This is a genomic window from Gammaproteobacteria bacterium (genome assembly GCA_021648145.1).
Classification (GTDB): Bacteria; Pseudomonadota; Gammaproteobacteria; order JAADGQ01; family JAADGQ01; genus S141-38.
The window spans coordinates 1-26334 of record JAKITI010000006.1 but is presented as its reverse complement, the minus strand read 5'-3'; the positions used below and the strand labels follow the sequence as shown (position 1 = coordinate 26334).

The following is a 26334-nucleotide window of genomic DNA, read 5'->3' as shown; positions in this document are numbered from 1 at the left end:
CCCTTCCTTGAATGGGCCCATCTTTCAGGCACGATGATAGGGGTGGTTGGCCAGGATGCTCCAAGCACGATAAATTTGTTCAGCAAGTATAACGCGTACGAGCGGGTGGGGCAGTGTGAGCGGTGAAAGTGACCAGGATTGCTGGGCACGGCTCAGGCAGGATGGATCAAGTCCTTCCGGGCCGCCAACAAGGAGTGCGATATCGCGCCCACCTTGCATCCATTGGTTCATTTGAGATGAAAGCTTTTCTGTACTCCAGTTCTGGCCTTGAACATCCAGTGCAATGACCAAACAATCTTTGGGGAGCACGGCAAGCATACGCTCTCCTTCGCGTTGTAAAATACGCTTGATATCACTATTTTTGCCACGTTTACCAGCAGGTATTTCGTGGAGTTTTAGTCTGCACTCTTGAGGGAGACGCTTGGCAAATTCAGAGTAACCTTCACTGACCCATTGAGGCATTTTTTGACCCACTGCAACAAGGTGGATCTGCATGGGTTAACTTGCTGCTTCAGTATCAATATTCCAGAGTTTTTCCAGTTGGTAAAACTCACGCATATCGGGTGTCATGATATGAACAACAACATCAGCGAGATCAACTAGAATCCAGTTTCCAGGTTGCTGGCCTTCAACACCAATCGGAGTGCAGCCATTTTCCTTGCTTTTTACGACGACACTATTGGCCAGTGCTTTGACTTGGCGATTAGAGTTGCCACTGGCAATAATCATAAAGTCAGTCACGCTGCTGATGTCACGTACGTCGAATACTTGAATACTTAAACCTTTTAAATCCTCCAAGGCGGATATGGAAATACTTTTTAATTGCTCTGGACTGATCATTACATTACTTCTTGGCTTTGCATTTAATAGTCGTGGAGTATAGCAGAACAGAACTGCTACAGGGGAGTTGGGTTGTGATGGCACTGGCCTCCAATGTGCTACGAAAATTTTGAGCCATTTTTAACTGCAGTAGTGCCGTTGTCATACTATTTATGCTTAAAAGCGTGAGAATCAGAAGCAAGGCCATACTCATTATGAGTACACTGCCTCGTTGGTTTGATCTATATTTCATTGTGTTGTTTATCTGATTTATTTGTTGGACTTATTAAAAATTAAGCTTCTTTTAAGCTTGTGTATCTACACTGCCATCATTGGTTTTATGAAAAGGGGTCATGATGGTCGCTGAAAATAGCATAAAACAGATTAAGGTGTGGGACAGAGTGGTGCGCTATTTTCATTGGTTGATGTTGCTGTCTTTTGTGGCGGCTTATATTACTAGCCAGTCAGGAATGCAACAAACTCATATTTTGATTGGCTACTTTATCTGTTTGTTGCTCATCGTTCGTATTGTGTGGGGCTTTATCGGAAGCAAGCATGCACGTTTTTCCGATTTTGTTGCTTCGCCTTTAAGTGTATGGGCTTATCTACAAGCCAGTTTTAGAAACAATCCCCCTCATTACTCGGGCCACAACCCAGCGGGTGGCTGGATGGTGCTGGTTCTAATGGCTGCGCTTTTGTTGATGTCTGTGAGTGGGGTGATTCTTGTCTCTGTGATCGAATTTGAAGGGCCACTCCTGAATTTATTGTCTGGTATGGGGGATCAGTGGGCTTATCGCTATGAAGAGTTACATGAGGTGGCACTTGAAATTTTATGGTTGTTAATTGCTGGGCATTTAGTGGGTGTGGCTGTTGCGTCAGTTCAACATAAGGAGAATCTGGTGCGTGCGATGGTCAGTGGTTATAAAATGATAAATAAACATGAAGGAAGGTAATGAAAAAGTATTTGGTGGTCTACTGCATATTGTTTGGATGGATTTGTTCGGTTCAAGCACAGGAAGATAGACCCAAAATTTTTTTAGATTTGTCTGTTAAAACGCAACCATATCAATCTTATATTCAACTCGCTCAACTTGAGGCTACGAATACCGATGATGGCACTATGGCTCATAGTGGCGAAAAACCCCCGTTATTTAAATCTCGTCCGCTGACTTTGAATAAAGCGCATAAATACCTTGGCTACGCATCAATGGTGAGTGCTGTATTGACAGGTTTATCACCTAAAACTGCCGGGGGTCCTCATGAACTTTTTGGCACAGCCGCCGCCGCTTTTGGAGCCGCAGCTGTATTAAGTGGTTTTGCTTTCCATTATGAAGATGTCAGTTTAAAAGGTGGTTTTGGTGATCCTGATAACCTGCATATGCTTCTTGGAATTTTAGGAACCGCAGGCTATGCCGTTGCTGTGAGCAGTGGTGAAGATGGTGGTCACGGTGGGCCGGGCACTCTGGGTGCGCTCAGTATGGCGATGGCGATTAAATTAACTTGGTAGGAGTATAGAAGTGAATAAAATTTTAGTATTTGTAGCGGTATTATTACTTTCACCCACCGTAATAGCAGCAACCCCTGTTGAGCAACGTATGACAGATTATAACCCGGGTGGTGACCTGGTATTTGATGCGAAACGTGGCGAAGAGCTATGGAATCAGCAGCGTATGGTGGAAGGCAAGCAGCGTAATTGTAATTCTTGTCACGGTAAAGACTTTACGCAATCCGGAAAACACGTAAAAAGTGGCAAAGTTATTAAACCAATGGCCTATTCAGCTAATAAAGAACGCTTTACTAAACTAAAAAAAGTTAAGAAGTGGTTCAAACGCAATTGTAAATGGACTTATGGACGCGAGTGCACCACTCAAGAAAAAGGTGATTTGCTTAAATATTTATCTCAATTCTAAATAAGGCTGAAATATTATGATTAAAAAAATGGCACTATTGATTATGGCTGCAGTCATGGGGTTAGGTATGAATATAAATGCCTTTGCGGATGATGAAAGTTTTTTTGATTGGTTGTTAACGACGGAATCACGCAACGAAATTAAACCGATGAAAAGTGAGCTATATAATGAGGAGTGTGGTGACTGCCACTTTCCATATCAGGCCGGTTTATTACCGGAAGCTTCCTGGAAAAAATTACTTGACCCTAAAGCACTGGAAGATCATTTTGGTGATAATGCAGAGTTAGATGATGAAACACGAATTGAACTACTAAATATTTTGATTGCAGATTCAGCGGACAAATCCCGATATAAACGCTCCAAAAAAATCATTGCGTCACTGAGTAAAAATGAAGCACCCATACGCATTATTGATACGCCTTACATTAAGCGTAAACATCATGAAATCCCCGATAAACTCATCACTGAAAATGATGAGGTGAAATCATTAAGTTTTTGCGATACATGCCATCAAAAAGCCGACGAGGGAAATTATGATGATGACAGTGTGGTTATTCCTGGGCATGGCAACTGGACGTGGTAAATGTAATGCGGGTGGGTGTGTATATTGTTGGTTGAAAGTGAATCTTCAATATAGTTGTTGATACTCAGGGGTGGAAAGCCCCGTTATACGGCGAAATAGTGAATACTCCATAAGGCAATTCAAGCTCAATTCCTAAAGTTGAGCTGAATGCAGTCGCTAGAAAAAATATGAGCTTTTTAAACAGATGGTATGGACTGTGCTCCTGATTTTCTTTTTATAGATAATACTGAGATAGATTGGCCTCTGACCTGAAAGCAAAATTTTTTGTTCGTATCATGGAGTATGGAATATATGAGTATCACAAGCTCCACTTCAGTTTTTCGCCAACTGTTTTTTCTATTACCGCTACTTATTATTGCTGCATTTTCCTTTCAAGTCAGTGCCAAAACACCAACAACATCGAATGCTTTTGAATTTGGATGGGCTGCGTATGAATATGGTGACTATCAGGAGGCCGCAAGAATATGGCAGCCTTTAGCGGCGCAGGGAGATGCCCAGGCACAACTTAACCTGGGAACACTTTATGATTTTGGGCAAGGTGTTCAGATGGATGTCGCGCTGGCTGTTAAGTGGTATCGGGCGGCTGCAACTCAAGGTAATCAAGCGGCTCAATTTAATCTGGGTATGATGTATGAAACGGGTCGTGGTACGCCTCAACATTATGCCGATGCTGCTCTCTGGTATCAAACAGCAGCTCAGCAAGGTCTGGCGATAGCGCAGCATCAGCTGGGAATCATGTATCTTGATGGGGTCGGTGTTCCAGTCAGTAATCAGCTGGCTTTGCAATGGCTTAAAAAAGCAGCCGAGCAAAATCATGCCGATGCTTCGTATCAGTTAGGTTCAATGTATGCTAATGGCAAAGGTGTATCAAAGGATATTGATATTTCTGCTCGCTGGCTGAATAAATCCACCATCGCCTATCGTGACCAGGGTGATACAGATAAAGTCGAACATATCTCAAATGCTCTTGCATTACATGAAGCGGGTCATAGCCTTGCTTTCGCACTGGAAAAATCTGTATCCAATGTATCTCGGGCAATGTCGTTTGATAACGCTGAAGGTGCTTCATTCGGTACGGCGTGGCCTGTTGCTTCAGGTCATGTTGTTACCAATTATCATGTGATTGCTGATAGCAAAGAAATTATGCTCATTAATCGTCAGGGAGAAGAGATTCATGCCCGAGTGACTTTAACAGATAAAATCAATGATATTGCACTACTCTCTGTCGATAATCCTGAACAGTTGCCTCCTGCCTTACCGTTATCATCTGATGTTGCTGGCCTCGGTGCAAATGTATTTACGATCGGTTACCCACGGGTTGATGTTCTTGGCAGGTCACCTAAACTTTCTGCGGGCCTGATAAGTAGTGAAAATGGCTTGGAGGATAACCCTGATGCTTATCAAACCAGTGTGCCGATTCAATCAGGAAATAGTGGCGGGCCGTTACTCAATATGCGTGGTGAAGCCGTAGGCTTGGTTGCCTCTATGTTGGGTTTTGTCGACCCTGTGACGGGAGCAACAAATACCATTGGCAATATTAGCTTTTCAGTAAAAATAGAACGCGTTAATAATTTGTTGGAACAGCTGCCTGAAAAACAGCAAACCATTAATGAGTTATCAAGCCAACCCGAAGGTCTTGAAGCACTTGCCGGTCGAATTCAAGACTCCATAATGGTTGTTATGGTTCGGTGATTTAATCTTTTTATGTCTCCAAACATCAGTCAAGAAAGCCGGTATTTTCTCATAGAAAGGGGTGGCAACGCAGCGGTGATAGGCTTAACCCAGCTCACTATCTCAAACTGCGCTTTCTCTTCTCGGTTAAAGCTTTTCAAGTATTCCTGATTAAAGATAAAAAATATTTTTTCCAAGAAAATTGTCTATTAAAATAGATTACACCATGTCTGTGTTTAATATAATAGCCTCGCTCATCCTGACCAAAGCAACCAACCGTCCCATTTTGAGGTCTTTCCTCAAAATGACCTATGGACCAGGAATAATGCTTTGAATTTTTAACTTCAGGTAAAAATACGCCTCGCCACTGCTCAGTAGAGTGCAAGACATGCCAAAGACGTTCCAATGACCAATGTTCAAAATCAAGAACTTCGATATATTCAGCATTAGATAAAGGCTTTGTACAAGGTGTCAGGCTCTCAGGTGGTTGAGAGATAATATTCAGTTTACCTGTCTCTTCCAGCTGCTTTAAAGAATCGACTAATGCTGGAATAGCATAATCTAGAATAAGCTTTTTACCCACTTCAAGTACAGGAGTCCCGAGCTCAATTTCATATTGTCGTTGTGCCACGATATCACCGGTATCTATATTATCATCTATATAGTGCAGAGTGACTCCAGCCGTCATATCCATGTTCACATACATCCAGAAATAGGGGTTGGATCCACGATATTTTGGTAATAATGAAGGGTGAATATTTAAGGTTCCCAGACGAGGAATAGAGAATATATCTCGTGGCAAAATAGGCGCAAGATACAAGACAAGCACATCGGGATTCAAACTTTTTAGCCACTGAATATAACCTGCTTTGCTTCCCTCTTTTTTTTCAAAGTAGGTGATATTATTGTTCCTGGCATACTCTGATAGATAAGGCATATTCTGACGTTTATATATCAACCAATATAAGCGCTCCAGCCATTGTCTGGATTTAGATAACGCGCCAAACTCATCATGAATTTCAGATACGCCCACGATATGCAGCCCTTGGTGAAGAAGCGGAGCAACAATTTTGTTTCCTGAATCTGTAAGAATTACAACCCGTAGCGTATTAGAATAACGAGACATTTTTAACCCACTCCATTAATTTAAAACCACAAAATGGCTGCCTTTCTTGAGTTCTTTGCACATTTTATCCATATTGTTGAGTATATCCATAATAATGATAGGATGGAGCCTTCTTTTTCATGACACCAAATTAATAAACAATGCACTTATGACTTGTAGTTCAGGAATACCTGAGCCAGATTTATTGTGGCGATTTGCTAGCTGCGGTATCCTCACCGCTTTTATCGAATACGTTAAAATCAGGCAGTCATGAACGAAAATTACAATCCGCAAGAGATCGAGCGCAGTGCGCAGCAGTATTGGGAAGAGCACCAGAGCTTTAAAGCTGTTGAAAATCCTGATCAAGAGAAGTTTTACTGCCTGTCAATGTTCCCTTATCCCAGTGGCCGTCTGCATATGGGGCATGTGCGTAATTACACCATTGGCGATGTGATCAGCCGTTATCAGCGAATGCAGGGAAAAAATGTATTACAACCGATGGGTTGGGATGCCTTTGGCCTGCCTGCGGAAAATGCTGCTCTGAAAAATAACGTGCCGCCTGCCGCATGGACGCGTGACAATATTGATTATATGCGTGACCAATTAAAAGAACTCGGTTTTGGTTATGACTGGGATCGTGAGTTAGCCACTTGCCAGCCTGATTATTATCGCTGGGAGCAGTGGTTATTTACCCGTTTGTACGAAAAAGGCTTGGTCTATAAAAAAGTATCGGCAGTGAATTGGTGTCCGAATGATAAAACTGTTTTAGCTAATGAGCAGGTAATTGATGGTTGCTGCTGGCGCTGTGATACCACCGTGCAGCGTAAAGAGATTCCTCAATGGTTTTTGAAAATCACTGATTATGCGGATGAATTGCTCGAAGATCTTGATAAATTGGACGGCTGGCCAGAACAGGTGCGCACCATGCAGCGTAACTGGATTGGTCGCTCGGTTGGGTTGGAGCTGGAGTTTGCCGCCAGTGATACAGAGTTCACTGAGCCATTAACTGTTTTCACAACGCGCCCAGATACTTTGATGGGGGTGACTTATGTCGCGGTGGCAGCGGGCCACCCTCTGGCATTAAAAGCAGCAGAAAACAATCCAGAACTTAAAGCGTTCATCGAAGAGTGCTCCAATATGGATGTTGCGGAAGCGACGCTTGAAACCATGGAAAAACGTGGAATGGATTCAGGCATTAAAGTGATTCATCCAGTGACGGGTGATGAAGTACCTGTTTGGGTCGCCAATTTCGTCTTGATGGGTTACGGCACGGGCGCGGTGATGTCGGTTCCAGGGCATGATCAGCGTGATTATGAATTTGCCAAAAAATATGGCTTGCCGATTTGCCAGGTGATTGCACCTGCGGATGGCAGTGAAAGTAGCATTGATGAGTCGGCGTTCACAGAAAAAGGTGTTTTGATTAATTCAGGCCAGTTTGATGGTTTGAGCTCAGAAGCGGCCTTTGATGCCATCGCGCTCATGCTGGAAAAAGAGAATAAAGGTCAGCGACAGATCAATTATCGTCTGCGTGACTGGGGGGTTTCCCGTCAGCGTTACTGGGGCACACCGATCCCAATTATTAATTGTAAAGAGTGTGGCGCGGTGGCGGTGCCGGATAAAGATTTGCCCGTGAAACTGCCTGAAGAGGTTGAGTTTGAAGGTGTCGGCTCACCGATCAAAAAAATGCCTGAGTTTTATGAAACGACTTGCCCCAAGTGCGGCGGTAAAGCGGAGCGTGAAACAGATACGTTTGATACCTTTATGGAATCCTCCTGGTATTACGCACGTTATACCTGTGCCGATAATGATCAAGCCATGCTGGATGAACGTGCAGATTACTGGTTGCCGGTCGATCAGTATGTCGGTGGTATCGAGCATGCGATCTTACATCTGCTCTATGCACGGTTTTTCCAGAAATTAATGCGAGATGTGGGGTTAGTTAAAGAGGGCGAACCTTTTGCTAATTTACTCACGCAAGGCATGGTGCTGAAAGATGGCGTTAAGATGTCTAAATCAAAAGGCAATACGGTCGACCCACAAGGGTTAATTGCAAAATATGGTGCTGATACCGTGCGTCTGTTTACGATGTTTGCCGCGCCCCCGGAGCAATCGCTGGAATGGGCGGATAGTGGCGTGGACGGTGCATCACGTTTTCTGAAACGTTTATGGAAACGAGTGTATGAACATGTCGGGAATGGCGCTGTTTCTGTGCTGGATGTGGCGAGTCTGAATGCTGCACAAAAAGCATTACGTTGCCAAACCCATAAAACCATCGCCAAAGTCAGCAATGATATGGGCAAGCGTTTCACTTTTAATACAGCGATTGCTTCAGTGATGGAGCTGCTGAATGCACTGTATCGTTTTGATGATGAATCTGAGCAAGGTCGGGCGGTGATGCAGGAAGCGTTGGAAGCAGCGGCACTGCTATTGTCACCGATTACCCCGCATGTGAGCCATAGTTTATGGCAAACGCTGGGCGGCGAAGGAGCCGTGATTACAGCAGTGTGGCCTATTGTTGATGAAGATGCATTAGTCAAAGATAGCATTGAACTTGTTGTTCAAGTGAATGGTAAATTGCGTGGTCGCATTAATGTTGCAACGGATGCGGCAAAAGATGTAATTGAAACAGCGGCTTTGAATGATGAAAATGTGCAACGTTTTTTAGAAGGCAAAGTGGTCAGGAAAGTGATTGTAGTACCCAAACGTTTGGTTAATATTGTTGTGAGTGATGCATAACTCGAGAAGTCCTGATGAAATTGAAACCACAGCTCTTATTAGTTAACCGAGCATTCCGTTGGCAGGCAATTGTTCTGTTATTGATTATTTGCCAATGTGTGCTGCTGCTTTCAGGTTGTGGCTTTCGTCTACGTGGCAGCGATGTGGTTAAAATAGATCAAGTGGTCTATATTCAGACGAATAGATCACAGAGTGAGTTGGTGGGGTCTCTGAGTGATTATCTTGAACTGACTCAAAACCGCGATGAGGCTCACTCTATATTAACGATTATCAGTGAAAACAAAGGTCGACGTGTTCTTTCAGTCGCCAGTGATGGCAAAGTTGAAGAGTATGAACTGCAGTATGTGGTGACTTTTTCAGCGACTCAGAATAACAAAGAGGCCAAAGCACCTGATCAGATGCTCCTGCCTGAGCAGAGTGTGATTTTGAAGCGCACTTATCTGTTTGATGAGTCGGCTGTGTTAGCGATTGAGGCGGAAGAGTCTACTCTGTATGAAGTGATGGCCGATGATGCGGCACGTCAGATGACACGTCGCTTAGAAGCAGCAATAACCCGGTAAATTTACGATGGATGTCTCTTATCTTCTTGATTCATTAAATGATGACCAGCGTGAAGCTGTCTCTTCACCGCTGGAGCATCGCTTGATATTGGCCGGTGCGGGCAGTGGTAAAACGCGTGTGCTGGTGCATCGTATTGCATGGTTAATGCGTGTTGAAGGGGTATCACCCTTTGGTGTTATAGCAGTCACGTTTACCAATAAAGCCGCCGCTGAAATGCGAGTGCGCCTTGATAGCTTGTTAGGCATTCCAATGAGCGGTATGTGGGTGGGTACGTTTCATGGTATTGCTCATCGCTTACTGCGCACCCACTGGGCCGAAGCCAAACTTCCAAAAACATTCCAGATTCTCGATTCAGAAGATCAATTTCGTATTGTAAAGCGTGTCCATAAGGCGCTTGAACTGGACGATACACGTTGGCCACCACGCCAATCTCAGTGGTATATCAATGGTAAAAAAGATGAGGGGCTCAGGCCCCAACATCTTGACGATAATGGTGATTTTCAAGAAAGAAAGCTGATTGAAATTTACCAAGCGTATGAAGCGGCATGCCAGAAGAGTGGTGTGGTTGATTTTGCTGAATTGCTATTACGGGCGCATGAGTTACTGCGTGATAGCCCAACTCTTCTAGCACACTATCAAAATCGTTTTCACCATATCTTGGTGGATGAGTTTCAGGATACGAATACATTGCAATACGCCTGGCTCCGTCTGCTGGCGGGCAAAGAAGGCAAGTTATTTGCCGTTGGTGATGATGATCAATCTATTTATGGCTGGCGGGGCGCAAAAATTGAAAATATTCAGCGTTTCAGTGAGGAGCTTCCCAATGTCGGTGTGATCCGCCTGGAGCAGAACTACCGCTCGACAAATAATATTTTGTCTGCAGCCAATGCGATTATTGAAAAAAATGAAAATCGCATGGGGAAAAAATTATGGACAGCGGGTGAGAAAGGTGAACTGATTTTACTCTATACGGCATTGAATGAGCTGGATGAGGCACAGTTTATCGCTGAGCGTATTCAAAAATTGGTTGAGGCCGAGGGTTATTCACGGAATGATTTTGCGCTGTTATATCGTTCAAACGCCCAGTCCCGTGTACTTGAAGAGGCATTGATTCGTGCGGGATTACCCTATCGTATTTATGGTGGATTACGCTTTTTTGAACGGGCTGAAATCAAAGACGCAATGGCATATTTTCGGCTGCTTAAAAATCGTGATGATGACACGTCGTTTGAACGTGTCGTCAATACGCCAACGCGAGGTATTGGCCAAAGGACGCTGGACATTATCCGCACTCAGGCTCGTCAGCAAGCGACCTCTATGTGGCGTGCGGCGCAGTATGTGTTGGCTGAAAATGAGCTGACTGCACGAGCAGGAAATGCTGTGAAGATTTTTCTGAATTTGATTGATCAAACTTCTGACGAGACGGAAAATTTGCTGCTGCATGAACGTGTTGAGCAGACGATTGGGCAAAGTGGTTTGATTGATCACTATAAAAAAGAGAAAGGTGAAAAGGGTCAAACTCGAATTGAAAATCTGGGTGAATTGGTGACGGCAGCCCGTCACTTTAAGCCGAGTGATGAGGTTGAAGAGGCAGATATGGATCCTCTGGATGCATTTTTAGCGCATGCTGCACTGGAAGCGGGCGAATCACAAAGCGAACCGGGTGATGATTGCGTGCAGCTCATGACGTTGCACTCAGCAAAAGGGCTGGAGTTTTCGGTTGTATTTATGTGTGGTCTGGAAGAAGGTCTGTTTCCTCATAAACGCTCCAGTATGGAGCCAAGGCAGCTCGAAGAAGAGCGTCGGCTCTGTTATGTCGGTGTGACTCGGGCGCGTAAGCAGCTAATTTTATGCCATGCAGAACATCGGCGGCTTTATGGTGAAGATCACTACCCGCAATTGTCCCGTTTTGTGCGTGAAATTCCTGATGAGTTACTTGATGAAGTTCGCCAGAATTATGGCTCAGTGCGACCATCAAGTATGAACTCTGGTTTAGGTTCTACGGTTAAAAAAGTATCGACACAAGTTGAAGGGTTAGGCCTCGGGCAGTCAGTTTCTCACGCCAAGTTTGGGTCGGGTGTGGTGATGAACTTTGAGGGAGATGGCAGCCATGCGCGAGTTCAGGTTAATTTCGATGCTCATGGTAGTAAATGGTTGGTGCTGGCGTATGCAAAACTAGAAACGTTATAGTAGCCTTTCACTTCTTATAAAGGGCTGTGTGGTAATCAACCCTTCTTTGAATTTATGAATATCTTTTTCAGGTTTGCCAATGAAGTAGCCTTGGGCAAAATCCACACCAAAACCTTTTAACAACTGAAATGTTTCACCATTTTCAACCGATTTTGCAATCGTCTGCTTGCCCATGGCATGAGCAATTTGGTGGATGGATTGCACCATGGCTTGATTTACCTTGTTGTTTTTTAGGTCACGTACCAGAGAACCATATATTTTAATTTTGTCGATAGGTAGATGTTTAAGGTAATAAAAAGAGCTGAATCCAGAACCAAAGTCATCCATAACAAAATGACAACCGATCACGTTGAGCTCCTTAATAAATTTTGATACGGCATTCATATTAGTGATAACGGTACTTTCGTTGATTTCAAAAGTGAGGCGAGAGGCATCAATGCCGGTGGCTTTGATCTGGTTTCGAATCAATGTGAGTAATTCATCATTATCCAGTGAACGACCGGAAAGATTTATGGAAAAAGAGATGTTGGAGTCCATTTGAGCCAGTTTTGAGATCGCTTTTTGAGTGGTGACTCTATCGATCCGTTGGATCAAGTCAAAGCGTTCAGCGGCAGCTATAAAACCGCCAGGCAAGATTGTTTTTCCGCTATTGGTGATCATGCGCACGAGCACTTCAAACTCTATAATTTTACCATTTGGAATAGAAATAATTGGTTGGTAAACCAATTGCAGGTGGTCGTCATTGTCAAGCATATGCCGAACGCGACCAGCCCAGCCTGTCTCAATATTAAACTCAGAAGATTCATGGTACTCATAAAATTTAGCTTGATTACGCCCCGCTGCTTTTGCTGTATGGCAGGCTTGGTCTGCTTGTGAAATAACTTCATCTACAGAGTGGCTGCTATGATTAATTAAAGTCATGCCGATACTGCAGCTAATATTAAATGTTCGACCATCTTCGACAAAGCGATACTCTTCAAACATGGCCAATAAATTATTTGATATATATTCGGCTTTTTCATTGTTGGTGTTGTGAAGTATGATGGTAAATTCATCACCGCCAAGGCGAGCCAGCAGGTCACCATCTCGTGTATGAGTCTCCATCATTTGAGCGCATTCGATTAATAAACGGTCGCCTGACGCATGGCCAAGTGTATCGTTGACCTCTTTGAATCGATCAAGGTCAATGTAAAAAAGCATGCATTGAGTATCGCGATTAGCAACACGCTCAATGAGTTTTTCAAGCGCGGCATTGAAGTAGTGGCGATTATAGAGGCCGGTGAGTGAGTCATGTTCGACTTGATAGGTCAGTTTTTCATCCTGATCTCCCATCGTTTGAAACAGAGTGCTGAGCTCTTGTGTCAGATAGCCAATTTCATCGCTTGACTGGGGGGTGAGCTGCGCTGCTATCAGGCTGCTAGAGTGTTTATCCATACCATTTTTTTTCAGTAAGTTGATGACTGGTTTCAATGATTGGGTGATACCATTTAGAGAAAGCCATGCAACCATAATGGTGGTGACACCTAAACCAAACCATGCAAGTAAAAATTCAACTTTGAAAATATCTGTTCTCCAGGAAATATATCCCAGTAGAACGGCGCTGGTGAGTAAAGGGTAAATGCCACCTAATAGAAAAGTTCGTAATTTCAAACTGACCCGAATGCGATCAAGTTCAATGTATGCAATTAATCGCCCGAGTTTATTAAACGCCTGAAAATAAAGCGGTATACCGATTAAAGCAGTGACGGCAAGATAGAGTATGGCCAGCGTTGCCGTTTCTGTAAACCGTTCTGTATAGCTACTTAGGTGAGTGGTTGTGATATAAAATGCAAGCACACTAAAAATGACAAAATGAAGTAATAGCCCCCAGTAATTGATATGAAAGCGAGCAAGGTTTCTATTAAGTACGGGGGAAAGCTTTGTGGTGGACTCTTCTTCAAAAGCTTTTTTAAAAATGTTCATAAAGCGCCAAAAATGAATGCGGGAAATTACAAACATGGCGACGGCAATGACCCAGATCAGATTTTGTTTCCACAAGGGGTAAAGCGAATAATGGTCAAATAATCCAGTATAACTTGCCAGTATCAGGCAGGTCAGTGGAATGAATAAGAATGCAGAGGCTGTAATAAGTGAAAAGCAACGACGAATCTGTTGGAAGTTTGCTTTTCTGTTGATGTAATGTGACATGGTTGTATTTGGGGTTCGTTTGAATTAACCAAAAAGCACCGTAATAGAGCCCTATCATTATGAAACTCTTTACATATTGCAAATAGAATATATTTTTTTCGTATTGTTTTATAAATTTAATTCGCCTGTATCAGGAAAAGTACTGCCCCAACCCTTGCAGTGCCACAACAGAATATAATGGTTATGTCAGTCGGCGAAGCTCTGAAGGCAAGGGAAATATAGTCGTTTCCGGCTCACCCTCGGCTTCTTCAACGCTGCTTGCACCGAGTGTTTTCAGATGATCAATAACCCATTCCACGAGCAGCTCAGGGGCGGAAGCCCCCGCAGTAATTCCAATGGTCTCTTTGCCATTGAGCCAGGTTGGATCAATATCTTCCGGGCCATCAATCAAATATGCATCGACCCCCATTTTTTGGGCTATTTCCCGTAAACGGTTTGAGTTTGAACTATTTTTGGAGCCGACAACAAAGACTAAATCACATTGTCTGGCGAGCTGTTTAACTGCATCTTGCCGATTTTGGGTGGCATAGCAGATATCATTTTTCTTGGGGCCGGACAGGTTTGAGTAGCGCTGTCGCAGAGCGTCAATGGTGCGTGATGTATCGTCCATAGAAAGTGTTGTCTGGGTGGAATAAGCAACTTCAGATGAGCTATCCAGGCTGAGCTGAGCGACATCTTCCGGTGTTTCAACAATATGGATGGTTGCTTTGTTATTCCTTCTTTCGTATTGGCCTAATGTACCTTCCACTTCAGGGTGGCCAGCATGACCGATCAGAATAACATCCCGCGCCTCTTTACTATGACGTTCGACGGCTAAGTGAACCTTGGTCACAAGCGGGCAGGTGGCATCGAATATTTTGAGTTTACGGCGCTTTGCTTCATTGCGTACCGCTTTTGAAACGCCGTGTGCGCTGAAAATAACCGTAGCATCGGCAGGCACTTCATCAAGCTCTTCGACAAAAATAGCGCCTCGTTTGCGTAAATTGCTGACGACAAATTTGTTGTGTACTACTTCATGGCGCACATAAATGGGTGCGCCATGAAGCTCCAGAGCACGTTCTACAATTTCAATGGCACGATTGACGCCAGCACAAAAACCACGCGGGTTCGCTAGAATAATTTTCATGATTGTTCAGGTTGCTTTCTAAAAGTATCAATAATAAGCATGACTGCGCCGACACAAATGGCTGCGTCTGCGATATTAAATGCAGGCCAATACCATGATTGGTAATAAAGTTGAACGAAATCGACCACATGCCCCAGCTGGATGCGATCCCATACATTGCCTATCGCACCGCCGAGAATCAGAGCCAGTGCAATCGCAAGCCATTTTTGACTGAATTTTAACGTATACAACCAATAAATAATGGCCACACTGACGATCAGTGTGATCGTCGTGAAAAACCAGCGTTGCCAGCCGCCAGCATCACTGAGAAAACTGAAAGCAGCTCCTTTATTATAAGCCAGCATTAGATTGAATGAAGGCACAATGGGAACTTGTTCAAGGTAGATGAGATTGGCTTCAGCCAGGAACTTTGTCCACTGATCCAGTATGACGATTATAATCGTCAGCCATAACCAAACCAATCCACTATTTTTATACTTATCAAAGATCATGCGAATTTCCTGTTTTCACCTTGGCCGGTGACATTTTCAATGCAACGACCACAGAGTTCGGGGTGTTCATTATAAGAACCGACATCTTGTTGATGATGCCAGCAGCGTACACATTTATTATGAGCCGAAGGTTTGGCTGTAATCCAGAGCCCGTCCATCTGGCTTTTAACCGCACTTTCGGGCCTGTTTTTCGATGGATGAATTCGAGCATAGGATGTAATCAAAACAAAGCGAAGTTCATCATCGAGCTGTGATAAGTTTTGCAGTAAATCAGCATCACAGTAGAGATCAATCTCAGCATCTAGCGGTGAGCCGATCTCACCATTGACTCGCAACCCTTCAAGAATTTTGCTCACGGCTTCTCGTGCGGTAATAATTTGGTTCCAATTCAAGGGGCTTGCGTCAATTGATTTTTCTTCAAAACCATCGACTTGATACCACTCATTGAGGAAAACCGACTCGTTACGTTTACCCGGAATAAATGGCCATATTTCATCTGCGGTGAAGCTCAAAATAGGGGCTAACCAGCGAGTCAGCATTTCGATGATGTGATGCATCGCCGTTTGTGCCGAGCGCCGAGCCAGACTATTTTCTTGAGTGGTGTATTGACGATCTTTGATGATATCCAGATAAAAACCACCCAGTTCGACTGCACAGAAGTGGTGTACTTTTTGATAGATTTGGTGAAATTCAAAGGTATCATAAGCACCGCGCAGTTCATCTTGTAATTGCATGGCTCGGCGCACTGCCCAACGATCCAAGGCCAGCATTTCACTGGGTGCGACGCTATTAATTTCAGGTTCAAAACCATTCAGGTTGGAGAGTAAAAACCGAGCCGTATTACGTAGGCGACGATAAGTATCCGCAGTACGTTTCAAAATTTCATCTGAAACGTGCATCTCGGTGGTGTAATCTGTTGCAGCGACCCATAAACGGATAATATCAGCGCCCAGATTTTTAACGATTTTCTGTGGTGCAATGGTATTGCCCTCAGATTTGGACATCTTGCGGCCTTTGGCATCCACAGTAAAACCATGGGTCAGAACATTGCGATAGGGCGCTTCGCCATGCATCGCAACGGCACTCATCAATGATGATTGAAACCAGCCGCGATGTTGGTCTGAACCTTCCAGATAGAGATCAGCGGGTGAGCCTAATTCATCCCGACGCTCCAGTACGCACGCATGAGATACCCCAGAGTCAAACCAGACATCGAGTGTATCGGTCACTTTTTCATATTGATCGGCATCATCACCCAGCAGTTCATTGACCTCAAGATCAAACCAGGCATCAATACCTTGTTGCTCGACTTTTTGAGCAACGGTTTCGATTAGAGTTTCTGTATCTGGATGGGGTTCACCGCTCTCTTTATTGATCAACAGCGCAATTGGCACGCCCCAGGTGCGTTGACGTGAAATACACCAATCGGGACGGCTTTTTATCATGCCTTCGATGCGAGCTTCTCCCCAGCTTGGCATCCACTGTACATTTTTGACCGCCGTCAACGCGGAGTCACGCAAGCCATTTTGTTCCATGCTGATGAACCACTGAGGTGTGGCACGAAACATAACAGGCGTTTTATGTCGCCAGCAGTGCGGGTAGCTGTGGCGAATCGCTTCAAAGTGCAGCAGTGCACCACGCTCTTTTAAGACTTCAACTACATGGTCGTTGGCTTTGAATGCAAACTCACCGGCGAATAGTTCTGTGCTGGGTAGAAAACAGCCATCACCACCGACGGGATTATCAATCGGTAAGTCGTAAGCTTTGCCTGCAATAAAGTCATCGACACCGTGGCCTGGAGCGGTATGAACAGCGCCGGTACCTGCGTCTGTGGTGACATGATCACCAAGGATGATCGGTACATTTCGCTCATAAAACGGGTGCTTAAGTTGCAGGTTTTCCAGATCAGCGCCTTTGCAACGGCCGAGTATTTCATGGTTTTGGATTTCAGCGCGTTGTAACACGCCTTCATAGAGCGCTTCGGCAAGCAGTAATTGTTCATCGTCTGCTTGGACTAATACGTAATCCAGCTCAGGGTTTAGTGCAACGGCCTGATTGGCAGGCAGTGTCCACGGCGTGGTCGTCCAGATTACTGTTGAGAGTGTGCCGCTGCCGCGTTTGGTGATATTGCTTTGCTTGAAAAAGGCATCGGTATCGCAAAATTGAAAGCGCACATCAATCGCAGGGGAAGTTTTGTCTTGATGCTCAACCTCCGCTTCGGCCAATGCAGAACCACAGCTTGGGCACCAATGAACAGGTTTAGCGCCTTTATGAAGGTGACCTGCTTTAACAATACGCCCCAGGCTGCGAATGATATCGGCCTCAAATGAATAATCCATTGTGAGGTAAGGTTGATCCCAATCCCCCCAAATTCCAAGACGAATAAAATCTTCCCGTTGTTTGTCGACCTGTTTTTTTGCATATTCACGACAAGCTTTGCGGAAGGTTTTAGCATCTACTTTTTGGCCGACTTTACCAATTTTCTTTTCGACCATCAGTTCAATAGGCAGGCCATGACAATCCCAGCCTGGCACATAGGGCGCATCAAAACCACTGAGCGATTTAGATTTAACAATAATATCTTTCAGGATCTTGTTAACGGCATGGCCAATATGAATATCACCGTTTGCATAGGGAGGGCCATCATGCAGAATATATTTTTTTGCCCCTGCGCGTGCGGCTCGAAGCTTTTTGTAGAGTGTTTTTTCACTCCAGCTTTTGAGCATCTGTGGCTCACGATTTGCCAGATTCGCTTTCATGGCGAAAGCTGTTTTTGGAAGGTTTAAGGTCTCTTTGTAATTATTGGCCACAACAGTTCTCTTGAGCTTGGGTGTTTGATCTAATATTCATAAGTTGCCGAACGCGGGCAACATCTTTTTTAATTTGCTGTTTTAAAATTTCCAGCGATTCAAAGTGCAACTCTTCACGCAGTTTATATTTAAAGTCCACGTCAACATAGTGCCCGTAAACATCTTCTGAAAAATCGAGTAGGTGAATTTCCAGTAAATATTGCTTGCCGCCCACCGTCGGCCTAGTGCCGATACTGGCTGCACCAATCACGGGTTCTTTTTTCAAACCAAAAACTTCAACCGCATAAATGCCACTGAGTGGTGTCGTTTTTCGGTGCAAATGAATGTTGGCGGTGGGAAAGCCCAGTGTGCGACCCAGCTTATCACCATGTGCGACACGCCCGCTGATTCGATAGGGGCGGCCTAATAAATTTTCGGCGGTAGTTAAATCACCCTGGGTGAGTGCGTGGCGAATTCGAGTGCTACTGACACGTTGCTGTCCCATATCAAAGCTATTCATCTGCACGACCTGAAAACCGAGTTTTTCACCCATCTTTTTCAACAGGGCAAAGTCACCTTGGCGGCGATAACCAAAACGAAAGTCATCGCCAACGACCAAATAGCGCACATTGAGCCCATTAATGAGTACTTTTTGGACAAACTCTTCAGCAGATAGAGCGACCATCGCCGCATCAAAGCGTAAATAAAACAGGTAATCAATTGAAAATTGACGCAATGCCTGAAACTTTTCACGAAAACGTGTTAGACGTGATGGCGCGGCATTTTCTGAAAAATATTCTGGGGGTTGTGGTTCAAAGGTAATCACAACGGAAGGTAAGTTGAGTTCAGCCGCTTTGTCAGTCAGTTGAGTGATTACTTGTTGATGGCCTAAGTGAATACCATCAAAATTACCAATGCTGACAACACACCCTTTCAGGTTCGGGGGTATATTGTATAGGCCTCGAATCAATTTCATGTTGTGAGTCAGATGATCTAAATTGGCGTGTTTAAAGGGAAAACGGGCTATTATAGCGAAATCTGCCGGATGGTCTAAATCTTATTGCGATCTTCATGTGTAATCAAGTAAAAGCTGGGAAGAAAACCCTGATCCAGCTACAATGGCCACCAAGAATTTATAGCTTATGAATAGTAAGCTCCATGCTTTGTTAAGATTTTATGCGGCATTCTGATGACAATCAGATCTTAGGTTGATCAATGGTAAAAAAATACAACAAAACAGTTAAACAAAAGGTTAAATGGTGGTGGGATACTCGTGTGGTTGGGTTTTTCCGTGTCAGGCTGCGTAACCTTTGGAAGAGAAACGTCAACCACACGGCAGATACGATTACTTTTGATCGCACTGCGGCTGAACTCACTCAGCCTGACCCTGATGGTATCACCGTTATTCTGACGGCTTACCGGCGTACAGAGTACTTGGCGGAGCAAATCAAAGCGCTTAGAAATCAAACCATACCGCCAACAGAAATTTGGGTATGGACGAATCTTAGTCCCGACAAGCTGCGTGACGTATCGTCATTGGCTGATCGGGTTGTAGTATCCAATACAAACTGGCTGTTTTGGGGGCGATTTGCTCTGGGGAATTTGGTGCGAACAGGTTACGTTGCGTTCTTTGATGATGATATTTTGCCGCAGCCCCGATGGTTTGAAAACTGTTTAACAACCATTGATAACGGTTATGACGGCATCTTGGGAGGGTCGGGTGTTCTGCTTCCCATCGAGGGAGGCTATTCAAGCAAAAATAAAGTGGGGTGGAATGGCAAACACTCAATATCGACAGAGCAGGTTGATCTTGTTGGTCATGCCTGGTTTATGCGAAAAAAACATGTTCAATATATGTGGCGGGAAGAGCCGTGTTCTTGGGATAATGGTGAGGATATTCACCTCAGTTATATGGCTCTTAAATATGGCGGTATTAAAACGTTTGTTCCTCCACACCCAGAAGATGATCAATCGCTGTGGAGCTGTCGACCAGACTTTGGCAAGATTGTCGGGCGAAAAGCCGTGGCTACTTTCAAAACAGCAGATCACAAACAGACCCGTACAAACATCGTTCACCAATACCACCAAGATGGCTGGAAGATTGTTGAAGAGGCCAGTGGTGCGCAGGTAAAAACCTTTGCAGGTGACCTTACTAAGTTTAATAGAAAGTTAAAAAATGGTGAAAATTTTTCTTTGGTCAGGTTTGGCGACGGTGAGATGATTGTCATCAATGGCGAAAGTATCGATCTATCCAAAAAATGCAATGGGGAACACAAATACACACCTGATAATGCAGAGGATGAGAGACACCGAAAAATTCTCGAAGAGTCTTTGTTGTTCAAAGACAAACAGTACTTTGTTGGCTTGCCTTGTCGCTGTTGTGTAGGTGACGAGCACTGTGATCAGTTAAGAAGTCAATCACAGCAAGAAGAAGCCAGTTTGACTTGGGCGAATCTATTCGTAAATTCGAACTATGCGGCTTTTTTAGACTCCACAGTTCCTGTATTTCAATCTAGAGTCATCAATATTGTTTGTCACAAAGAGGCTGATATTCACAACCTTCCTTTCACTACGAGCAAAGACTTTCGAGTGGGAGGAAATGCATGGGTCGTGAATTATGGTCGCCTGCTGGAAGAAATTAAGGCGTATATTTCAGAGAATGATATCGAAGATGAAGTATTCATATTTTGCGCAGGCGTATTAAGTAATATGCTTATTTACCAGTTAACTAAAACTTATCCTAACAATACTTATATCGATTTGGGCTCTGTGTTCGATGCCGTTATGGATTTAGGCAAAACAAGAAAGTATCTGAAAGGCAGTAGAAAACAGTTGAAAAAAGTGTGTGTTTGGTAAATAACGTATAAACCATATGACATATCAATCACCTTCACTGAGTGAAAAAATGGTTAAAGTGTTGCGAGCAAAGAGTATAAACATGTATGTTTGTGTGACGGCTCAGCACAGTTGAGGCCTTGCTTAATAATCAGGATGAATTTAACAAAATGTCTCTAGCTCATAATCCTTATAGTAATGGTTTGGCATCGGAACGAATTTTAAGGTCATTAAAACTGATATGAGTACCTCTTTCCGTCCATCAGCCATTTCTCGCTGGAGAGATGGCTTGGAAAATTTATTTTTTCGTTTTGCTAATAACTTGATACCTGCTCGATGGTTTTTGCCAAACGTTCCCTCAGGTGAGGAGCGAAGCACCTATCGAGGCAAAACTACATTGGAAGTTGTCAGCCATTGCTGGAACTATTCACACTTGATGGCTTACCATTTAAGTTCTTTTGTTAACTATCCACCCACCAAAGTTGATGTTACTGTCACCGTTTTTTATTCAAAGGAAGATATTGCGACTCAAGCGATGCTCGACTTTTATAGCAAAATGGAGATTCCTGGCGTTATCTGGAATTGGCAACCACTCCCTAAAGAGAAGCTTTTTCGTCGAGCCATTGGGCGCAACAAAGCAGCGCTGGCGACAAAAGCAAACTGGATCTGGTTTATTGACTGTGACCTTATTTTTCATAAAAATTGTTTAGATTCATTGGCTACGGCCTTGCAAGGGCGCAATGATGTTCTTCTATTCCCCAAGGGAGAGTTCACAACACCACTGTTGGATGAGTCAAATCCTTTGTTAACGGATGGACTCCAGCCTAAAGTGATGGATATTGATACAACTCTATTTAGCCCTCGAGAGATAACAAGAGCGGTTGGGGCTTTTCAAATTACCCACGGTGATGTTGCTCGTGCCTGCGGATATTGCAAGAATATAAGGGTGTATCAAACCCCCAGTGAACACTGGCGAAAAACATACGAAGATCGTGCTTACCGATGGTTATTGCGAACGCAAGGTATAAGTATTGAAATTCCTGGCATTTATCGTATTCGCCATATCTCTAAAGGGAGGTACAAAAAAGATACATTTTGGGCAAAGTTGCGTAGTTATGTGCGCCTCACAAAATCCAGAATCAATGAGCGACAAAGCAATTGATGCTTATTGAGAAAGACAAGCCATTAATGAGCCAATTAACAGCAACAGCGGCTGGGCTTTTAATAGTTGTTTTTCCGGCTCTGCTCATGACTGTGCCTTTTGCTGGAGGAGGCGCACTCTTTCTTCTTGTCATTGTTAGTTGTATTGGCTTATTTCTTAATAGGGAAGTGGTGCCGTTAAACCAAAGCGAACGCTACCTCATCTTTTCTGTTTTATTTTTTTTTACTGTGTACGCCATCAATATAATAAGTTTTGGAACACGGCTAAGTGGATTAGATGATGTTTCTCGATTCATCATACTATTGCCTATTTTTTTCTACCTTAGAAAGGCCAATGTTCGTGTCGAATATTTTATTTTTAGCATAATTATTGGTGCAATAGCTTGTGGTGTATTTGGCTTCTATCAAATATTTTATCTAGAACTTCCTCGTGCGGAAGGAATCAAAAATGCGGTGCCTTTTGGAGGTATCAGTATCGTTTTAGGCTTGATGTGTTTGTCTGGTGTGTTGTTAGCATCAATTTCCAAACCTTTCAGGTTGCTATTGTTCACAGGCTTTCTTTTGGGGTTGGCAGGATCCATATTCAGTGGAACCCGAGGTGGGTGGATTGCAATACCCGTTGTTCTATTAATGATTGTTGCGATGAACCCAATGAAATGGGGGGGGATGAAAAAACTGGCCAGCATTGCCATTCTCTTTCTTGGTTTGGGTGGCGCTTACTATTTACCTGACATTCAAGTGCGAGTTGATATCGCATTAAATCAATTTAATGCATATTTTTCTGAAGGGGTTGTTGGTACTTCCGTAGGGCTACGTTTAGAGACATGGCGAGCATCTATTCTGGCAATATCAGAGAATCCTTTTTTTGGTGTAGGGGAAGGAAACTTTCGTAATACAATGAAAATATTAGTGAGTGAAACGCGTGCGAATGCACTCGTTGTGGAAAAAGTCGCTCACGTACATAATGAATTTGTCTCTGCGACTCTACACCGTGGCTTGATTGGTCTTGTGTCTCTAATATTAATATTTGTTGTGCCGCTGCATGCCCTCATGAAATTAATAAATAAAGGGCGAGGCTTAAATCAGTTTCTACCCATGAGTGGAGCCATACTTATTATTAGCTATATGATTTTCGCACTCACAAATATCGTTTTTGGGCAGCAAAATACTACGCTGCTTTATGTTGCTTATTTGTATATTATCTATGGAATGATTAGCTCTAACTCGCGTAGGACGATGATTTTAAATTCTTGAGGTGTGACTCATGTTGATCATTGGGTATGTGATACAAAAGAGTGTTGTGTGTCTATTGTTTTTCAATGATATGAATTAATGAAGAAAACCACTCGAGTACAAAGGTTTTTTAATGAAGAGGTGGGTCGCGTAGAATATATTATATCTCGTGATGACAATATCACTGCCGATCAAATTAAGAAGCTCTTTTCACCAGACTACTTAAAAAGCCATCAAATGCTAACGGGCAGCGCTGAAGCAGGACGTGGCAATGCTCATTTTTTTACCCTTGATGGCTGTGAGTTTGTATTGCGTCACTATTGTCGTGGTGGTTTGGTGGCGCGTTTTAATAAAGATCAATATCGCTGGCAAGGTCTTGAAGCAACGCGGGCATTTTGTGAATTTGAGTTACTGGTTAAAATGGCTGAGATGAATTTGCCTGTGCCAATACCTTATGCGGCAAGAGTGTGTCGGTCGGGTTTCAGGTACTCAGCAGATCTTATTACTGAGCGTATACTTAATGCCCAGTCATTGGTAGAGCGATGTGCTAAAGAAGAAGGGGAACAAAAGTTATGGGCTGCGGTGGGAGAGACCGTTCGGCGCTTTCATGATCGGCAAATTTATCATGCTGATTTGAATGCTCATAATATTCTTATTGCAGAGGGTTCTGTTTATTTGATTGATTTCGACAAATGTAAAATAAAAGCAAACTCAAGTCGATGGAAAAAAAGTAATATTGATCGTCTAAAACGCTCGTTAGATAAACTTAAAAACAGAGGTGTGATCAACTTTCAAGCAGGAGATTGGCAGACCTTTCTGGCGGCATATCAGTCTAAGAGGCTGCCCCTATCAAAAATAGGCTAAATATCTTTCAACAATACCTTTATTTATTTCAAATAGGGTATGAGCATTATTGGCGGTGATATCTCTAAAATCAGTGTCAGTAATGAGCCGTGACAGAGCTTGTTCTAATGTTTGTTCATCTTCAACTTCTATAATGGCATTTGCCGCGTTAAACAGCGCTGTTATTTCACTGAAATTATGCATATGAGAGCCGCAAATAACTGCCTTATTTAAAGCGGCTGCCTCAAGAAAATTTTGCCCACCATGTGGAATAAAAGAGCCTCCTATAATGCAAAACTCACTGTCAGCAATCAGGTCGATCACTTCTCCGGTCGTATCTGCAATATAGATTTGTGTGTGGTTGTTAATCGGCTCATTTTTGCTACGCGATGATGTTTGAAAACCGATTTGATTGAGCTCTTGCTGTAATGCCTCTCCTCTTTCTGCATGTCTTGGAATGATAAGAAGAAATAGCTTATTTTTTTGTAGGTGACTTTTCATCGCATTGGCGATGAGCTGCTCTTCACTTTTGTGTGTCGATACGGCTGCAATATAATTGCGAGCGCTCATTTTTTTGAGTGAATTTTGAGGGTTTATCTTTGCGGGTGGCGTGACCCATTTTAAATTTCCGATATTTTTAGCTTTGAAAAAACCCAATGATTCAAAATTTATGGCTTGTTGCTTTGACTGTGCTAATACCTGCTTGGTTTTAAGTAAACACTGTTTATAAAGATACAGAATGAATTTGGGTGCTCCCAGTGTTTTTTTTGACAAGCGAGCATTAATGATGCTGATAGGAATTTTTTTCTTCTGACAAAGGTCGAACATATTGGGCCAAAGCTCGGTTTCTAAAATAATAGCTTCTTGTGGCTTGGTTCTATTCAAAAAATATCGTATTGCCCAAGCAAAGTCGATGGGTAAAAAACAGTGAGTGTAGCGGCTCTGATCAAACTTTTTTAAGGCCGCATATTTTCCCGTGGGTGTATTTGTGGTGATTAATATAGGTTGAGACGGGTGCTTTTTTTTTAGTCCTTGAATAAATACAGCCGCAGTATTGACCTCACCCACAGATGCACAGTGAATCCATATAGGTGAATTGAGTTTCGGTATTGAAAAGCCAAAGCGTTGCAATAAGAACTCTAATTTTCCATTGCGAGTAATGTATTGATGCAGAGTCATAATGATGAAAATGGGTGTTAAAAGCAGTAATAAAATCCGGTAGGTATAGAGTCCAAGTGTTGCTGTGACTGATGAAGTGGGCATTTGGTTAATCATTGTGTTTTAGTGACTATTTAGTGTTGCTGTGCTTTAACAAATTTGTCATGGTATTGTTTACTACTATATCCGCTACTTTTGATGATCAAAAAATGAATCTTGATGACTTTCAGCTCATTGTACCAAACAAAGCAAAAGCATTGATGCTTGCACAGCGTGAAGTGGCCTCATTTGTTTATGATGCTGTGCAACTAGAGGGCATCAACTTTACTCTTCCTGAAATACAGACTTTGATGGAGGGTGTCACCGTTGGTGGGCATAAATTAAGTGATCAACAGATTGCGCTTAATCAAGCACAAGCATGGAAGCAGCTTTTTGCTTGGATCAAAAGCGATGAATTTGAAATTACGCCTGATAAGGCTTGTGAGTTACATACAATCGCAGGCAAAGAAGAGGCACTGGAGTGGGGACAATTTCGTTCGGGAGGTGCCACCATTGCAGGAACAGAGTATATGCCGCCTAGTGCGGATGAATTACCTCATTGGTTTGAAACTATGGTTCAGGATATGGTAGGCCTGAAAGATATTTATGACCAGGCAATTCATATCTTTTTAACCATGGCGCGATGCCAGTTTTTTTACGATGTGAATAAACGCATGGGACGCTTTATGATGAACGGGGTGTTGCTCAATGCGGGGTATCCTGCCATTAATCTTCCAGCTAAACGAAAGTTGGAGTTTAACCAGCTGATGTAAAGTGGACCCCAGATTCCGGACAGTAGTTTAAGCTGTACCTGATAATCTGGGATATAAGTAATGAGTGAGAAGAAGAAACGCAAGGTACACACAGCAGAGTACAAGGCAAAGGTAGGTCTTGAAG

22 protein-coding genes are annotated in these 26334 nt (G+C 43.3%); 13 read left to right on the top strand and 9 right to left on the bottom strand.

The features are described from left to right. Positions 1–24: 24 nt before the first annotated feature. Both rlmH and rsfS read right to left on the bottom strand, forming a co-directional pair. The gene (gene rlmH / locus L3J70_05125; protein ID MCF6235744.1) at positions 25–495 is read right to left on the bottom strand and encodes a 23S rRNA (pseudouridine(1915)-N(3))-methyltransferase RlmH; all 471 of its coding nucleotides are present in this window, start codon (positions 493–495) and stop codon (positions 25–27) included. Between the two features lie 3 nt (positions 496–498). Next, entirely contained in the window at positions 499–837 is a 339-nt protein-coding gene (gene rsfS, locus L3J70_05120; protein MCF6235743.1) for a ribosome silencing factor, read from the bottom strand. 335 nt (positions 838–1172) lie between these two features. On the opposite strand from rsfS, the gene L3J70_05115 reads away from it, so the two are divergent. The 5 genes from L3J70_05115 to L3J70_05095 all read left to right on the top strand — a co-directional run bounded on the left by L3J70_05115 (position 1173) and on the right by L3J70_05095 (position 5004). Beyond that, the gene (locus tag L3J70_05115) at positions 1173–1772 is read left to right on the top strand and encodes a cytochrome b/b6 domain-containing protein (protein ID MCF6235742.1); all 600 of its coding nucleotides are present in this window, start codon (positions 1173–1175) and stop codon (positions 1770–1772) included. Further along, positions 1772–2326 carry a hypothetical protein gene (locus tag L3J70_05110; GenBank protein ID MCF6235741.1) on the top strand — a complete coding sequence of 185 codons (555 nt, stop codon included), beginning with the start codon at positions 1772–1774 and terminating at the stop codon, positions 2324–2326. The genes L3J70_05115 and L3J70_05110 overlap by 1 nt, the downstream gene beginning before the upstream one ends. Before the next feature lie 10 nt (positions 2327–2336). After that, on the top strand, positions 2337–2729 hold the full coding sequence (locus tag L3J70_05105; GenBank protein ID MCF6235740.1) for a DUF1924 domain-containing protein: 393 nt from the start codon (positions 2337–2339) through the stop codon (positions 2727–2729). A 16-nt stretch (positions 2730–2745) separates the two neighbouring features. After that, positions 2746–3312 (top strand): diheme cytochrome c, encoded by a 567-nt coding sequence (locus tag L3J70_05100; protein ID MCF6235739.1) that lies wholly within the window; start codon positions 2746–2748, stop codon positions 3310–3312. A 291-nt stretch (positions 3313–3603) separates the two neighbouring features. Continuing rightward, the gene (locus L3J70_05095; GenBank protein ID MCF6235738.1) at positions 3604–5004 is read left to right on the top strand and encodes a tetratricopeptide repeat-containing serine protease family protein; all 1401 of its coding nucleotides are present in this window, start codon (positions 3604–3606) and stop codon (positions 5002–5004) included. 136 nt (positions 5005–5140) lie between these two features. On the opposite strand, the gene L3J70_05090 is transcribed toward L3J70_05095, so the two are convergent. Further along, on the bottom strand, positions 5141–6109 hold the full coding sequence (locus tag L3J70_05090) for a hypothetical protein (protein ID MCF6235737.1): 969 nt from the start codon (positions 6107–6109) through the stop codon (positions 5141–5143). Positions 6110–6358: 249 nt separating this feature from the next. Between L3J70_05090 and leuS the strand changes: the two genes are divergently transcribed. The 3 genes from leuS to uvrD are packed head-to-tail and all read left to right on the top strand — an operon-like array spanning position 6359 to position 11575. Continuing rightward, positions 6359–8824, top strand: coding sequence for a leucine--tRNA ligase (gene leuS / locus L3J70_05085; protein MCF6235736.1), 2466 nt, complete (start codon positions 6359–6361; stop codon positions 8822–8824). Positions 8825–8838: 14 nt separating this feature from the next. Beyond that, positions 8839–9384, top strand: coding sequence for an LPS assembly lipoprotein LptE (gene lptE, locus L3J70_05080; GenBank protein MCF6235735.1), 546 nt, complete (start codon positions 8839–8841; stop codon positions 9382–9384). Positions 9385–9391: 7 nt separating this feature from the next. Further along, positions 9392–11575, top strand: coding sequence for a DNA helicase II (gene uvrD, locus L3J70_05075; GenBank protein ID MCF6235734.1), 2184 nt, complete (start codon positions 9392–9394; stop codon positions 11573–11575). Here uvrD and L3J70_05070 read toward each other — a convergent pair. The 5 genes from L3J70_05070 to ribF all read right to left on the bottom strand — a co-directional run bounded on the left by L3J70_05070 (position 11570) and on the right by ribF (position 19144). Next, a complete protein-coding gene (locus L3J70_05070; protein ID MCF6235733.1) occupies positions 11570–13762 on the bottom strand; it encodes an EAL domain-containing protein in 2193 nt (730 codons plus the stop codon). The genes uvrD and L3J70_05070 overlap by 6 nt on opposite strands. A gap of 181 nt (positions 13763–13943) precedes the next feature. Continuing rightward, on the bottom strand, positions 13944–14888 hold the full coding sequence (gene ispH, locus L3J70_05065) for a 4-hydroxy-3-methylbut-2-enyl diphosphate reductase (protein ID MCF6235732.1): 945 nt from the start codon (positions 14886–14888) through the stop codon (positions 13944–13946). Beyond that, positions 14885–15379: a signal peptidase II gene (gene lspA / locus L3J70_05060; GenBank protein MCF6235731.1), complete on the bottom strand. Its 495-nt coding sequence runs from the start codon at positions 15377–15379 to the stop codon at positions 14885–14887. The genes ispH and lspA overlap by 4 nt, the downstream gene beginning before the upstream one ends. After that, positions 15376–18138: an isoleucine--tRNA ligase gene (gene ileS, locus L3J70_05055; GenBank protein MCF6235730.1), complete on the bottom strand. Its 2763-nt coding sequence runs from the start codon at positions 18136–18138 to the stop codon at positions 15376–15378. Before ileS ends, lspA begins: the two co-directional genes overlap by 4 nt. Positions 18139–18178: 40 nt before the next feature. After that, on the bottom strand, positions 18179–19144 hold the full coding sequence (gene ribF, locus L3J70_05050; protein ID MCF6235729.1) for a bifunctional riboflavin kinase/FAD synthetase: 966 nt from the start codon (positions 19142–19144) through the stop codon (positions 18179–18181). 239 nt (positions 19145–19383) lie between these two features. On the opposite strand from ribF, the gene L3J70_05045 reads away from it, so the two are divergent. The 4 genes from L3J70_05045 (at position 19384) to L3J70_05030 (ending at position 24261) form a co-directional block, all read left to right on the top strand. After that, positions 19384–21024, top strand: coding sequence for a glycosyltransferase (locus L3J70_05045; protein ID MCF6235728.1), 1641 nt, complete (start codon positions 19384–19386; stop codon positions 21022–21024). A gap of 220 nt (positions 21025–21244) precedes the next feature. After that, on the top strand, positions 21245–22165 hold the full coding sequence (locus L3J70_05040) for a glycosyltransferase (protein MCF6235727.1): 921 nt from the start codon (positions 21245–21247) through the stop codon (positions 22163–22165). After that, positions 22165–23418, top strand: a complete 1254-nt coding sequence (locus L3J70_05035; GenBank protein MCF6235726.1) for an O-antigen ligase family protein — start codon at positions 22165–22167, stop codon at positions 23416–23418. The genes L3J70_05040 and L3J70_05035 overlap by 1 nt, the downstream gene beginning before the upstream one ends. A gap of 78 nt (positions 23419–23496) precedes the next feature. After that, positions 23497–24261, top strand: coding sequence for a 3-deoxy-D-manno-octulosonic acid kinase (locus L3J70_05030; protein ID MCF6235725.1), 765 nt, complete (start codon positions 23497–23499; stop codon positions 24259–24261). Here L3J70_05030 and L3J70_05025 read toward each other — a convergent pair. Beyond that, the gene (locus L3J70_05025; protein ID MCF6235724.1) at positions 24247–25503 is read right to left on the bottom strand and encodes a hypothetical protein; all 1257 of its coding nucleotides are present in this window, start codon (positions 25501–25503) and stop codon (positions 24247–24249) included. The two genes, L3J70_05030 and L3J70_05025, sit on opposite strands and share 15 nt — an antisense overlap. 104 nt (positions 25504–25607) lie before the next feature. On the opposite strand from L3J70_05025, the gene L3J70_05020 reads away from it, so the two are divergent. Continuing rightward, positions 25608–26210, top strand: coding sequence for a Fic family protein (locus L3J70_05020; GenBank protein MCF6235723.1), 603 nt, complete (start codon positions 25608–25610; stop codon positions 26208–26210). The last annotated feature ends 124 nt before the right edge of the window (positions 26211–26334 follow it).